Annotated in this window: 12 protein-coding genes; 5 read left to right on the forward strand and 7 right to left on the reverse strand. The window is 65.0% G+C overall.

Translation table 11 applies throughout. The annotated features are described in order from the left end of the window. Positions 1-262: 262 nt before the first annotated feature. The gene (locus ACM42_RS03560; protein WP_194389198.1) at positions 263-838 is read left to right on the forward strand and encodes a glycosyl transferase; all 576 of its coding nucleotides are present in this window, start codon (positions 263-265) and stop codon (positions 836-838) included. A gap of 63 nt (positions 839-901) precedes the next feature. After that, on the forward strand, positions 902-1861 hold the full coding sequence (locus ACM42_RS03565; protein WP_271526624.1) for a bifunctional helix-turn-helix transcriptional regulator/GNAT family N-acetyltransferase: 960 nt from the start codon (positions 902-904) through the stop codon (positions 1859-1861). Positions 1862-2112: 251 nt separating this feature from the next. Here the strand turns inward: ACM42_RS03565 and moaB are convergent, their stop codons facing one another. Both moaB and ypfJ read right to left on the reverse strand, forming a co-directional pair. Further along, the gene (moaB, locus tag ACM42_RS03570; RefSeq protein WP_271526625.1) at positions 2113-2673 is read right to left on the reverse strand and encodes a molybdenum cofactor biosynthesis protein B; all 561 of its coding nucleotides are present in this window, start codon (positions 2671-2673) and stop codon (positions 2113-2115) included. 157 nt (positions 2674-2830) lie between these two features. Continuing rightward, complete coding sequence (gene ypfJ, locus ACM42_RS03575; protein WP_271526626.1) at positions 2831-3763, reverse strand: KPN_02809 family neutral zinc metallopeptidase; 933 nt, start codon at positions 3761-3763, stop codon at positions 2831-2833. 417 nt (positions 3764-4180) lie between these two features. Between ypfJ and ACM42_RS03580 the strand changes: the two genes are divergently transcribed. From ACM42_RS03580 to ACM42_RS03590, 3 genes are all read left to right on the forward strand, one after another. Further along, entirely contained in the window at positions 4181-5311 is a 1131-nt protein-coding gene (locus ACM42_RS03580) for a site-specific DNA-methyltransferase (protein WP_271526627.1), read from the forward strand. Positions 5312-5458: 147 nt separating this feature from the next. Continuing rightward, the gene (locus ACM42_RS03585; protein WP_271526628.1) at positions 5459-5785 is read left to right on the forward strand and encodes a hypothetical protein; all 327 of its coding nucleotides are present in this window, start codon (positions 5459-5461) and stop codon (positions 5783-5785) included. 127 nt (positions 5786-5912) lie between these two features. Continuing rightward, positions 5913-6593: a glutathione S-transferase family protein gene (locus ACM42_RS03590; RefSeq protein ID WP_271526629.1), complete on the forward strand. Its 681-nt coding sequence runs from the start codon at positions 5913-5915 to the stop codon at positions 6591-6593. 54 nt (positions 6594-6647) lie between these two features. Here the strand turns inward: ACM42_RS03590 and ACM42_RS03595 are convergent, their stop codons facing one another. The 5 genes from ACM42_RS03595 to ACM42_RS03615 all read right to left on the reverse strand — a co-directional run bounded on the left by ACM42_RS03595 (position 6648) and on the right by ACM42_RS03615 (position 12829). After that, positions 6648-8657 (reverse strand): HAMP domain-containing methyl-accepting chemotaxis protein, encoded by a 2010-nt coding sequence (locus ACM42_RS03595; RefSeq protein ID WP_271526630.1) that lies wholly within the window; start codon positions 8655-8657, stop codon positions 6648-6650. Positions 8658-8924: 267 nt separating this feature from the next. Continuing rightward, a complete protein-coding gene (locus ACM42_RS03600; protein WP_271526631.1) occupies positions 8925-11471 on the reverse strand; it encodes an HWE histidine kinase domain-containing protein in 2547 nt (848 codons plus the stop codon). Further along, positions 11468-12091, reverse strand: coding sequence for a biliverdin-producing heme oxygenase (locus tag ACM42_RS03605; RefSeq protein WP_333921064.1), 624 nt, complete (start codon positions 12089-12091; stop codon positions 11468-11470). Before ACM42_RS03605 ends, ACM42_RS03600 begins: the two co-directional genes overlap by 4 nt. A gap of 74 nt (positions 12092-12165) precedes the next feature. After that, positions 12166-12327, reverse strand: a complete 162-nt coding sequence (locus ACM42_RS03610) for a DUF1127 domain-containing protein (protein WP_271526632.1) — start codon at positions 12325-12327, stop codon at positions 12166-12168. Positions 12328-12385: 58 nt separating this feature from the next. Then, complete coding sequence (locus ACM42_RS03615; protein ID WP_271526633.1) at positions 12386-12829, reverse strand: nuclear transport factor 2 family protein; 444 nt, start codon at positions 12827-12829, stop codon at positions 12386-12388. Positions 12830-12887: the final 58 nt, after the last annotated feature.

Below are 12887 nucleotides of genomic sequence, written 5' to 3' on the forward strand. Positions count from 1 at the left end.
GTCCTCGTCTGCGAGAGGCCTACCGCGCGCAGCGAAGTGTTGCCATGAAACTTCGGGTTAATACCGTCGGGATGAGCTCGTGCCGAAACATTCGGCAATATCACCTGCCCGCGCGTGACCCATTTGGCCGCGATGACTGGCTGCGGTTTACCATCGCACGCCGAAGCGCCGCCGCAAAGTTGCACTCGGCAACGCTACGGGTTTATGACAACATCGTACCACGCTACGCTTCTCCCGAAGTGCAGACACTGAAGCCTCAATCATGCTGAGCGTCATCATTCCGACCGAAGGTGTCGAGCAGACGGCGGTCGCAACCCTGGCCGCGCTGGTCCCCGGCGCCGCCGCGGGCGTCATCCGGGAGGTCCTTCTGGTCGACCGCACGCGCAATGGCGTCATCGAACGCGTTGCCGACGTCGCAGGCTGCCGCTTCATCGCGTTCGAGGGACACTCGCAAGGCGCCGCGCTCGCCGCCGGCGCGCTCCAGGCCCGATCGCCCTGGCTGATGTTCCTGCCCGCAGGCGCCGTGCTGGAAACCGGCTGGATCGAGGAAACCACCCAGTTCATCCAGGCGGTCGCCAGCAGTGGCCGGGATCGCGCGGCGGTGTTCCGCTATGCGCGCTCTCCTTACGTAAATACCGCATTCCGCGACGTCGCCTGGGCCGTGGCGCGCAAGCTCGTGGGTCCGCTCGGCGATCAGGGGCTCCTGATTGCGCGTGATCATTACGACCGGATCGGCGGCTATCCGCCCCAGGCCCGCCATTCCGAGGCGCGGCTGCTCCGGCGGCTGGGCCGGTCGTCCCGGACCATGCTGCGCAGCCGGATCGTCATGGTTGGTTGAGACGCCGAGATACTTGCCAACGTCAAACAATTAATTGACAATGGCAAATATCGAGGTGATCCCATGCTATCGAAAGCTTCGTCGTCAAACGCCGTGGCCGAACAGGCCGACGACGACCACGTCGCAGCGGTTCGCGCCTTCAACCGCTTCTACACCCGCAAGCTCGGTGTGCTCGACCAGCACCTCGGCAAGAGTCCGTTCTCGCTCAGCGAAGCTCGGGTGCTCTACGAGCTCGCCCATCGCGACGACCTTGCCGCAAAAGAGATCGGAAACGAGCTCGGTCTCGATCCCGGCTATCTCAGCCGCATCGTCCAGAGCTTCGACGAGAAGGGGCTGATCACGCGAAAGCCCCTGCCCGCGGACCGCAGGCAATACCAGCTCAGCCTGACCGCCAAGGGCCGGCAGGCTTTCGCCAAGCTGAACCTGAGCTCGCAAAACGAGGTCGCCGCGATGCTGGCTCAGCTCTCGCCCGGCGATGCGACGCGGCTCACGCAGGCCATGGCGACCATCGAGGCCGTGCTGGAGCAACGCCGAAGCCCGCCCACGGCTTTCATGCTGCGCAGCCATCGCGTCGGCGACATGGGCTGGGTCGTCTCCCGGCAGGCTGCCGCCTACGCCGCGGACTACGATTGGGACATCAGCTACGAGGCGCTGGTCGCCGAGATCTGCGCGCAGTTCATCAGGAATTACGACGCCGCGCGCGAGCACTGCTGGATCGCCGAGGTCGGCGGCGAGCCGGTCGGCTCGGTGTTCCTGGTCAAGGCCACGGACGAGACCGCAAAACTCCGCCTGTTGCAGGTGGAGAAGAAAGCGCGAGGCCTCGGCGTCGGCCGTGCGCTGGTCGAGCAATGTATCAAGGGCGCACGCGAGCGGGGCTACAGCAAGATGACGCTGTGGACGCAGAGCATCCTGGTTGCCGCACGCGGCATCTATCAAAGCGCAGGTTTCAGGCTCGTCGCCACCGAGCCGCATCGCAGCTTCGGGCAGGATCTTGTTGGCGAGACCTGGGAACGGGATCTCTAACGCTCTTGCAGCGAGCGAGGTGCGCATAGATGTGCCCTCGCCCCTTGTGGGAGAGGGCATGTCAACTGTCAGACACGGGCTCGCCTGGGTGAGGGGTATCTCTCCGCGCCCGCCGTGTCGATAGATACCCCTCATCCGGCGCTTCGCGCCACCTTCTCCCACATCCGCCTTCGCCAAGGCTTCGGCGAACATGAGGGGAGAAGGGAAGAAGCCCGTGCCTCGATCAACTGGACATCATCCGCACAACGCGCTCACACGGTCGCGCCTTGCGCCTTCGGCCGGCGCAGGTGCTCGTCCAGCCGCGGCATGATCTCGACGAAATTGCAGGGGCGCGTGCGATAGTCGAGCTGAGCCGCCAGGATGCCGTCCCAGCCGTCGCGGCAGGCACCGGGCGAGCCCGGCAGGCAGAAGATGTAGGTCGCGCCGGCGACGCCCGCGGTGGCGCGGCTCTGGATCGTCGATGTGCCGATCTTGGCATGGCTCAGCAGGTGGAACGCGATCGAGAAACCGTCCATGCGCTTCTCGAACAACGGCTCGATCGCCTCCGGCGTGACGTCGCGCCCGGTGAAGCCGGTGCCGCCGGTGGTGATGACGACGTCGACGCCGCTATCTGCAATCCAGCGGCGGATCACGGCGCGGATCGCCTCGACATCGTCGGTGACGATCTCGCGCGCGGCGAGATGATGGCCCGCAGCGGTGAGACGATCGACCAGGGTCTGGCCGGACTTGTCGTCCGCAAGCGCGCGCGTGTCGGAGACCGTGAGCACCGCGATGTTGAGCGGAATGAATTGTTTGGATTCGTCGATGGCCATGTTGCGTCTTTCGTGTCCCGGACAAGGTGCGGCGCATCAGCGCCGCGCCGCAGAGCCGGGACCCACTTGAGAGATTTGTGAGACCGGCATTGTGGGCCCCGGCTCTGCAGCGCACCGCTGAGGAAGCGCTGCGCTGCGTCCGGGGCACGAGCCTTCCTTACAACGCCCCCGCGCCGAACGTGTTGCAGGCCTGGACCGTGCCCTGCTGGTAGCCGGTCATGAACCATTGCTTGCGTTGCGCCGCCGAACCGTGGGTGAAGGAATCCGGCACGACGCGGCCCGTCGACTGGCGCTGCAGCGTATCGTCGCCGATCGCGCTCGCCGTGGTCAGCGCGGCGTCGATGTCGCCGGGCTCGAGGAAGTTCGGACGCTTCTTCGCCTCGCGGTTGACCCAGACGCCGGACAGGCAGTCGGCCTGCAACTCCACCTTCACCTGGAGCGCATTCGCCTCGGCCTTCGAGCCGACCTGCTGCTGCAGCCGCGTCACGCGCGGAATGATGCCGAGCAGGTTCTGGATGTGATGACCGGCTTCATGCGCAATGATGTAGGCGGTGGTGAAATTGCACGCCGACTTGCCGGAGCAGCCGCGAAAGCGCGTCTCGACCTCGCGGAAGAAGCCAGTGTCGAGGTAGATGGTGCGGTCGGGCGGACAATAGAACGGCCCCATCGCCGACTGCGCCATGCCGCAGCGGCCGCCATTGGTGGCGTTGCGGAACAGCACGATCTTCGGACCGGTGTAGGACTGGCCGCTGGCCTGGAATATCTCGCTCCAGCGATCATCGATCTCGCCGAGGATGCCGGAGATCATGCTGCCCATCTCGTCGGTCGGCGCGCCGCGCTTGCCCGAGGACGCCTGGCGATCGGTCTGGTAGGTCGGCGCTTGGCCGCCGCCGGTCAGAATCTCGGCGCCGCCGATCAGGATGCGTGGATCGATGCCAAAGGCGTAACCGACCAGGCCGAGGATAATGATGGTACCGATGCCGAGCCCGCCGCCGCCCATCGGCAGGCCGAACCCGCCTCCTCCCCCGCCGCCACCTTCATCGCGACGATCCTCGATGTCGTCGCTGCGGCGGAAGTCATCGTAACGCATGGCGGCTTTCCCTTGGGGGTCCCTGAATCAGTTTCGACGGCGCACGAGAGTGCGAAAGCTCAACGCGCCACATACGTAAAATTTCCGTTGCTTTTATCAATATCGTGGCCGGCAAAAATTGCCTAGTGCGACAGCGTGTCGATGCCAGCAATTTTTTCCGAGGGTCGAGCAATTTTTTCCGAGAGAAATTTGCAGCCTTTTTGCAGCCATGATTGCTGCAGCAAGCCGAGCAAACGCGAAATACACTGTAAAATATGGCGAATGCGCACAACAACGTGCGCACAAGCGGCAAGGCGAGGGCTGCTCACGAAAGCGGCGGGTTAAGTCGTTTTTTACTTTGCCCCTTCAATGTAACGGCCAGTCGGTTGTTTGGTCCCGCGTCGCCGACAGCGTCGCCTGAGTCAGAGTTCTTGAGTCATGGTAGAGTCGCGTCGCGGGGCGTCTGCAAGGGCGCCCCGCACAAATTTTGAGTCTCCTTCGCATCGCATCATTCTCGGCGATTGCGTCGCCGAGATGTCGAAGCTTCAGGCTGGTTCGGTCGACCTGGTGTTCGCCGACCCGCCCTACAACCTCCAGCTCAAGGGCGATCTCAAGCGCCCCGACGAATCCCATGTCGATGCCGTCAACGACGACTGGGACAAGTTCGATTCGTTCTCCGCCTATGACGATTTCACCCGCGCCTGGCTGCTTGCCGCCCGCCGCGCGATGAAGCCATCGGCGACGATCTGGGTGATCGGCTCCTATCACAACATCTTCCGCGTCGGCGCGATCATGCAGGACCTCGGCTTCTGGCTCCTGAACGACATCGTCTGGCGCAAGACCAACCCGATGCCGAATTTCCGCGGCCGCCGCTTCACCAACGCGCACGAGACCATGATCTGGGCCGCGCGCGACGAGAAGGCCAAGGGCTATACGTTCAACTACGAGGCGCTGAAGGCCGCCAACGAGGACGTGCAGGCGCGGTCCGACTGGCTGATCCCGCTCTGCACCGGCGAAGAGCGCCTCAAGGGCGCGGACGGCAAGAAAGTGCATCCGACGCAGAAGCCGGAAGGCCTGCTCGCGCGCGTGCTGCTGTCGTCATCCAAGCCCGGCGATCTCGTGATCGATCCCTTCAACGGCACCGGCACCACCGGCGCGGTCGCCAAGCGCCTCGGCCGCTCCTATATCGGCTTCGAGCGCGACAAGACCTACGCCAGGGCGGCCGAGGCGCGCATCGCCGCGGTCGAGCCGCTGCCGGAAGAGAGCCTCGCTCCGTTCATGACCGCGCGCGAAGCGCCGCGGGTGGCGTTCTCCGAGCTGATCGAGCGCGGCATGATCATGCCCGGCACGAAACTGTTCGACGCCAAGAAGAAGCTGGGCGCGCTGGTCCGTGCCGACGGCGCCATCATGCTGGGCGATAAGGTCGGCTCGATCCACCGCATCGGCGCGGTGGCGCAAGGCGCGCAGGCCTGCAACGGCTGGACCTTCTGGCACGTCGAGACCAAGAAGGGTCTCAAGCTGATCGACGAGCTGCGCGCCGAGATCCGCGCCGGCATGGCGGCGGAGTAGCCACTTCCCGCCATCCCCATCGATCCGGATCGATGCAGTGCTGGTGGGCACGGCGCCTCGCGCCTTGCCCACCCTGCAGCGGCTTGAATGCCGCCGTCGCCAGGACTAGATTGGCCAGATCAGCCCCGTCCTGACCGGTTGGGCTCCATGCGACGACAATCCGAGACATTGCTGCTGGTGCCGCTGCTGCCGATCTTCCTGGTCGGCATGTTTCCGATGTTCCTGATCGCGCTGTTGGGATTTTTCGGGCTCGCGCTGTTCGGCATGCTCGTGATTTGCGTCGGGCTCGCCAGCAGCAACGAGGCGCACGACAATTTCAACCACGACGTCATCGTCCACGGCTACGCGCGCGGACCGGAGCGCGCGGCGCGGGCCTCCGACATGCATCTGGCCGCGCGGCTCGGGCTGCGGCTGGAGGCCGTGGGCGCGGCCATGGTCATTACGGCGGCAATCGGCCTTTGTTACGCCGCTTGACCTGCGCAACGCGCAGACACCGCCCAGCAAACTCGCCGGTTGCTCTCCCGCAACGGGTTCAGGCAAGACAAGGTCCGCCCAATCACGCCGCGTCCGCGCGCGCAACAGACACCGGGAGAGATGCTCGATGCTCAGATTCTATTTCAACGGATCGCCGAATCCGACCAAGGTTGCGCTGTTTCTGGAGGAGTCCGGACTGGCCTTCGAGCCGGTCAAGATCGACACCCGCAAGGGCGAGCAATTCGCGCCTGAATTTCTGAAGATCAATCCGAACGGCAAGGTGCCGGCCATCGACGACGACGGCACGATCGTGTTCGACTCGAACGCCATCCTGCTCTATCTCGCCGAGAAGACCGGCAAGTTCCTGCCTTCGAACCGCGCCGAATTGCTGTCCTGGCTGATGTTCGTGGCGACCGGCGTCGGGCCGTATTCGGGTCAGGCCGTCCACTTCAAGCATTTCGCGCCGAAGGACCAGAACCACGACTACGCCCATAATCGCTACCACTACGAGACCGATCGCCACTACAGGATTCTCGACGGTCACCTCCAAGGCCGCCGCTACATGGTCGGCGACAGCTATTCGATCGTCGACATGGCACTGTGGGGCTGGGCGCGGATGATACCGTTCAAGCTCGGCGACGACGCCTTTGCGCGATACCCGAACGTGAAGCGGCTCGTCGACGAGATCTCGGCGCGGCCCGCGGCGGCGCGCGCCATCGCCCTGAAGGACAAGTTCACCTTCAAGGCCGAGATGGACGACGAAGCGCGCAGCAACATGTTCAAGCACATGACGACCAAGGTGGCCTGATCGCGCCGCTCTTCGAGGCCACGCGCATGCGCGTGGCCTTTTGCGTTTGAGGCTTCAGGCGGCGTGGACCGAGCTCAGGAACTTGGCCACTTCGAGCTTGAGGCGGTTGCTGTCGGCCGAGAGCGAGCGTGCCGCCGACAGCACCTGCGAGGACGCTGAGCCGGTCTCGGAAGCGCCGCGCTGCACGTCGCCGATGTTGGACGACACCAGCTGGGTGCCGTGGGCCGCCTGCTGGACGTTGCGCGAGATCTCCTGCGTCGCAGCGCCCTGCTGCTCCACGGCGGCGGCGACCGTCGACGAAATCTCCGACAGCCGCTCGATGGTGCCGCTGATCTCCTTGATCGAGCCGACCGACTCCTCCGTCGCGGCCTGTATCCCGGAGACCTGCTGGGCGATCTCGCCGGTGGCCTTCGCAGTCTGCTCGGCCAGCGCCTTGACCTCGGAGGCGACCACCGCAAAGCCGCGGCCGGCTTCGCCCGCACGCGCCGCCTCGATGGTGGCGTTGAGCGCGAGGAGATTGGTCTGGCCGGCGATGGTGCTGATCAGCTCGACCACGTCACCGATCCGCGCGGCGGCCTTGGAGAGCGCCCCGACGCGCTCGTTGGTCCGGCTCGCCTGACCGACGGCCTCGGTGGCGATGCGGGCGGATTCCTGCACCTGGCGGGCAATCTCGGATACCGAGGAGGAGAGCTCCTCGGTCGCCGAGGCGACCGCCTGCACATTGGCCGAGGCCTCCTGCGACGCGCTGGCGACCTCCGTCGAAAGGTCCTGGGCCCGCGCCGCGGTCGTGGTCAAAGTGCCTGCGGAGGCTTCGAGCTCGCTCGACGCCGACGACACCGTGTTGACGATCTCACCGACCGCCTGCTCGAACTGATCGGCAAGCCTGGCCATGTCTTTCTTGCGGCTCTCGGCCTGCCGCGCCTCGATCTCGGCCTGCTCGGAGCGCATGCGCTCGGTCTCGATCATGTTGTCCTTGAACACCTGGATCGCCTTGGCCATGTCGCCAATCTCGTCGACCCTGCCGCGACCGGGAATCTCGACTTCGAGATTGCCGCCGGCAAGCCGCCCCATCGCACCTGTCATCGAGGTCAGGGGACCGACGATGCTGCGGGCGATCAGGAAGGCGACGATGCCGCCGAACAAGATGGCGAGGCCGCCGGCGATCTCCTGCACGGTCGTCGTACCGGCGATCACGGCTTCGGCATTGTTGCGCGAGTCCTGGTAGTCCTTTTTCAGGGTCGTTTCCACAACCTTGAGCTTGCCGATGCTGTCGACGATGAGAGGCGCGAGGTTCTTGTGGTAGATTTCGTCAGCCTGAAGCATCGCTGCGGAGGTCGTCTCGAACGCCGACTTGTAGATTCCGAGCGAGGTCTTCACCGGCGCCAGCGTGGCTCGCAACTCCGTCGCCTGCGGGCTCTTTTCGAGTGCCGCGAGCCGTTGCGCTGCCCTGTCGACGCTCGCCCTGAAGGTCGCAGGGCCCTGCGTATCGCGCAGGGCCAGAAACCGCCAGTTTGCGATCCTCACGAGCAGGATTCGCGATTCGAGATCGGCGACGAGGGCCGCGGTATCTTCGTCGACGGCGGCGCGCGCCACGTCGACGAGCTTGCCCGTCTTGACGGCCAGATCCTCCCCGCTCGGCAGCAGCGTCGCCTTGCCCGTTCTCGCCTCGTTGACGGCGTCGCCGAGATTGTCACGCAGGCGTCGCATTTTGGCGATGTCGTCGATCAGGCCGTTGTAGAGCGTTCTCCGCTCCTCCGAGAGCGTGCCCTTCGCCCCGACCCGCAACAGCTCGATCGCGGCAGTTTCTCGCTCCTGCGCTTCCTTCATCGCCGGCTCGTTCGCATCGTAGACGTAGCGCAGATTGGCGCGCTGGATCGCCTGAAGATGGGTGGATATCTCCAGCACCCGCGCCGTGCTGTCCGAGAGCGCGGATTGTCTTGCGACCTGATCCTGCACGTCCCGCAAATTCCAGACGGCAACCACGGCCATCACGAGACCGACCGCCACCAGGGCCATGAAACCTGCGTACAGGCGTCCCCTGATCCGCAAACGAAACTTCGGCATTCCCACTGTCCATCCAGATGATGTGAATTCGAGGGGCCGAACAACTCCGGCGATCGTCACGGCCACTCCGGCAGCCGCACGTCGCGCCCCGGCGACCCACGCTGCACCGCGACACAATGGGGGACACTTCTTAATTGAACCTTCCAATTGTTCGCGCGCCCTGGCTCGGGCCCGCACCGAATCTGCTGATTTTATCGGCAGCTATGCAAAGCCGCATGCGAATCCGCCGGGTCATGCAGGACTCCGCATGCAGTTCGTAACGGATGCTTATCGGGCGCCCGCCTGCTGCAATTTGCCGAGCGCGTTCTCGACCACCTCCAGGGTGTAAGGCTTCTGGACCACCGGCGCCGACGCCAGTTGCTCCGGGAGCGGCGCGCGCTCGCCATAGCCGGTCGCGAAGATGAAGGGCACCCCGATCTCCTTCAGCTTCTCCGCCACCTTGATGCTGCTCTCGCTGCCGAGGTTGAGATCGAGCAGGGCAAAGCTCGGCCGGGTGCGCTCGATCGACCGCAGCGCCTGATCGACGGTCGCGGCGGTGTCGACGTGGCGGGCGCCGAGATCGAGCAGGATGACCTCCGCCGCCATGGCGATGATCAGATTGTCCTCGACGATCAGCGCCGTGTCGGAAATCCTGGGTCGGGCGGACTGCTGCTCCTCGACGCGCATGGCGGCTCCTGCGATGGACGGGACCAATTCGACGAAATTGGGGGGAATCACGAACTTTGCCTGCACGCCCAGGAGGTCGAAGCGGATCTCGGCATCGCCCTTGAGGTCGAACGGCACCGATCGCTCGATGATCGTGGTGCCGAAGCCGCGCCGCGACGGCGGCTGCACCGGCGGACCGCCGCTCTCCTTCCATTCGATGACGAGGCTGGAGGATGGATCGAGGCGCCAGACCACCTCGACACTGCCGGTGGAATCGGCAAGTGCGCCATATTTGGCGGAATTGGTCATCATCTCATGCACGACGAGCGCCAGCGTGGCGAACGCCTTTGGATCGAGTGCGACGTCCGGACCGCCCATCTTCACCCGTCCCGCGCGCGCACCGAGATAGGCGCCGGCCTCGGACTCGACCAAGCTGCGGAGCGCGACCGGGGCCCAGTTCAGATTTGTGATCTGGTCGTGGGCGCGCGCCAGAGCCTGGATGCGGCCGCCGAGCACGCCGGCGAACTCCTCGACACTGGTCGCGGTGTCCTTGCTCTGCGCCACCAGGGCACGCACGAGGCTCAGGATGTTGCGGACGCGGTGATTGAGCTCGGCGATCATCAATTCCTGCCGCTCCTGCGCCCCGCGGCGCTCGCGTGCGGCGAGGTCGGACAGTTGCAGGATCACTTCTAGCAGCGTAACGCGCAGGCTCTCGGCGATGCGGATGTCGGCCGCCGACCACGGCTTCGACTGCCCCGCCACCGTCTCCTGCCAGAGCTCGAAGCTCTTGCGCGGCGTCAGGCGCGGCCCGTGCGGACCTTCATCGTAGACCTTGTTGGGATCCCCGGCCCATTTCACGGCCTGCAGGACCTCGCGCCGGAAGAAGATCAGGCAATCGCGCGGGGTCCTCGAAATCGGGATGGCGAGAAAGCCCGCCGCGCGGTCGCGAAAGGCCTGACCGGCGGCGTAGACCTGAGCGATCTGGCCGCTGGCGAAAATTCGGCCCGGCGAGGTCCGGTTGATGAAAGCCACCAGGTCCTTGACCTCGTCCTCGGTGGGCGTCTCGCCCTGGAGCGTGATCTTGTTGTCGGACCATACGGCGACTCCGTCGCATTCGATCATTTTCTGGTAATCGCCGACGAAATCGACGATCGCTCGCCGGCTATGCTCGTGCGACGCGGCGGTTTCGATCAGCCGTTCCTGGATCTGGTGAGCACGGGCCTCGTAGCCAACATCGCTCTCGCGCTCGCGCCCCTCCACGATCCACGAGAACATCTGCCCGAACAGCTCGGACGCGGTGCGCCTGTCGAACGAAATATAGCGCGGCGAATAGTGATGGCAGGCAAACAGACCCCACAGCTTGCCGTCGCGCAGGATCGACACCGACATGGAGGCGGCAACGCCCATGTTGCGCAGATATTCGATGTGGATCGGCGAGACCGAGCGCAGCACGCTCATCGAAAGATCGAGCAGTCCTGCGTTGTGCGTAGCCGTCGACACCAGCGCGGCCGGCCCGGCATTGACGTCGGCGATGATGCGCAGCCAGTTGCGCTGGTAGAGGGCCCGCGCCTGCCTTGGAATGTCCGATGCAGGATAACGCAGGCCGAGAAAGGATTCGAGTTGCGCCTCCGCGGTCTCGGCGATCACCTCGCCCGAGCCGTCCGGATGAAACTGATAGACCATGACCCGGTCGAAGCCGGTCAGCACCTTGAGCTGGCGCGCCGCCTCCCGCGCCAGATCGGCCATGCCGCGTGTCTTGCGGATCCTCTCGAGCATCAAGCGCACGAGTTCGCCCGAATTGACGCCGGGCTCGTGCGCGCTCGGCTCCGCCTCGATGATCAGATAAACGCCGGAAAGATGAATGGAGAGGTCGAAGGGCGGCCTGCCTGACTGCAGCTCCACGCCGAACAGGCGTTCGGTCGCGTCCGGGCCGCCGAGATGATCGACACGGCTGCGGATCGTCTCGACGGCCGCCTCCGAGATCACGCTCGACAGCGGTCGTTGGAGCAGCTCGGCAACGTCAGCGCCGAGGAAGCTGCCGACATTGTCTGATGCCATGCAGATCGTGAAATCCGAGAGCACAGCCAGCAGGAAACCAAACGGCTGCACGCTGCCGGGAATGTGAATCGGCTCGCGGTCGCAATTGGTGAGATTGACCGCCTCGTTCATGCGCGGTCCGCCGCCCGCTCGAATGCGTCGAAAGCAATGCGAGCGGAATCGATTATCTCGTCCTCGTCACCCAGCTGTTCGCTTGCGAGCTTCACCAGAAAACTCTGCCAGAGCCGCTTGCCCGCACCATGGCGGAGATAGGTGGTGGCTTCACTGACGCGCGCATCGCCCGCGTCCGTGACCGTCTTCAGCAGGAATTTCGCGCCGAGCCGCGAGCCCTCCAGCACATACATCGTGCCCAGCACCCCGCTGCGCGTCAGCCGCGGCACCGACACTGTCGACGCCGCGCGCGTGCCGAGGCGTCCGAGATCAACCGCAACCGCAGCGCTGCGCGACCGTTCGGGCCAGTCCGGAAACATGCGCTCCACGCCGGCCTCGACGAGGGCGGCTTCGAGCGGAAGAAGAGCTCCGGCGCTGGCCTGAAGAAAGCGGCGATAGCCGGCCAGCCCGCCGAGATCGAATGCGGAAAGCTGGGTGTCGAGCGCGCGGTGCGCAGCCGAGGTCGCATCTTTCAGTCGTTCGCGGAGCCCGGAGAAGCTGCGGCCCACCTGTGTTGAAACGTGCGAAGCCCCAGCGAGCATGAAATTCCCAAAAAATGCAGGTTGCCGGGGCGCGATCACTCCCGAAGCCGAGGGAACGCCGGCGGAAACCGAAGGTTCCTCCGGGTCCGGAAGAAATAGAGGCCGCCTCCGCTCTATTTCCGCCGGACAGGCTTTCTCAGCTCGTACTCGATCTCCGACCGCGTCATTCCGCAATCCAGAAGCTCCCGCTCGCTCATGGCGGCGAGCTGGCAGCGTATCCGCGCGCGCTCGCGCCGGAGCCGGACGATCTCCGCCAGCTTTCGCCAGACCAACACGACCCTCGCAGACCGGAACGAAGGGCGCCAGCCGGCAGACCAGATGGTGCTCAAGCCGCTAGCCCGAGGCTCTCGCGACCGTTTGTGGAAACGGACCGAGCGCCCTCTCGGTCAGGATCGAGTCGCAGTACTCGCGGATCTCCTTGATCTTGCCGTCCGCGAGGCGAAACACCAGGCAATAGTCGTTGTCGTAGCGCACGCCTTCGGGCGTGACGTTGTCGCCCTTGGCTTCCACGACGACGATGTCCCCGTCGGCGATGAAGCGGTGAGCGATTGTCCGCGTCCGGTCGCGCAGGCGCGTCCGCACATAGCCGTGCAGGTCGTTGAGGATCGCCTCCTTGCCTGAAAAGGTGCGGGACCAGGAATACTGCCCGGTCACGACCCATTTGGCGTCGTCGGCGAGGCTGGCGGTGAACAGGGCGCGATCGCGCGCGGCCGGATCGGGATTGGCGGCGGCGGCGAAAATGTCCTGCATCAGTTTCTTGTTGGCGGCAGCGCTCATGGCGGCATCTCCGTGGTGTGACATCGCGAAGATCATCACCGGCCGATCAGCATTCTTC

Source organism: Bradyrhizobium sp. CCBAU 25338 (assembly GCF_028128965.1).
GTDB lineage: Bacteria > Pseudomonadota > Alphaproteobacteria > Rhizobiales > Xanthobacteraceae > Bradyrhizobium > Bradyrhizobium liaoningense.

Excerpts from the sequence above, each read along its gene's own strand:
- ACM42_RS03560 (WP_194389198.1), top strand. The coding sequence starts at position 263 with ATGCTGAGCGTCATCATTCCGACCGAAGGTGTCGAGCAGACGGCGGTC.
- ACM42_RS03565 (WP_271526624.1), top strand. The coding sequence starts at position 902 with ATGCTATCGAAAGCTTCGTCGTCAAACGCCGTGGCCGAACAGGCCGAC.
- moaB (WP_271526625.1), bottom strand. The coding sequence starts at position 2,673 with ATGGCCATCGACGAATCCAAACAATTCATTCCGCTCAACATCGCGGTG.
- ypfJ (WP_271526626.1), bottom strand. The coding sequence starts at position 3,763 with ATGCGTTACGATGACTTCCGCCGCAGCGACGACATCGAGGATCGTCGC.
- ACM42_RS03580 (WP_271526627.1), top strand. The coding sequence starts at position 4,181 with ATGGTAGAGTCGCGTCGCGGGGCGTCTGCAAGGGCGCCCCGCACAAAT.
- ACM42_RS03585 (WP_271526628.1), top strand. The coding sequence starts at position 5,459 with ATGCGACGACAATCCGAGACATTGCTGCTGGTGCCGCTGCTGCCGATC.
- ACM42_RS03590 (WP_271526629.1), top strand. The coding sequence starts at position 5,913 with ATGCTCAGATTCTATTTCAACGGATCGCCGAATCCGACCAAGGTTGCG.
- ACM42_RS03595 (WP_271526630.1), bottom strand. The coding sequence starts at position 8,657 with ATGCCGAAGTTTCGTTTGCGGATCAGGGGACGCCTGTACGCAGGTTTC.
- ACM42_RS03600 (WP_271526631.1), bottom strand. The coding sequence starts at position 11,471 with ATGAACGAGGCGGTCAATCTCACCAATTGCGACCGCGAGCCGATTCAC.
- ACM42_RS03615 (WP_271526633.1), bottom strand. The coding sequence starts at position 12,829 with ATGAGCGCTGCCGCCAACAAGAAACTGATGCAGGACATTTTCGCCGCC.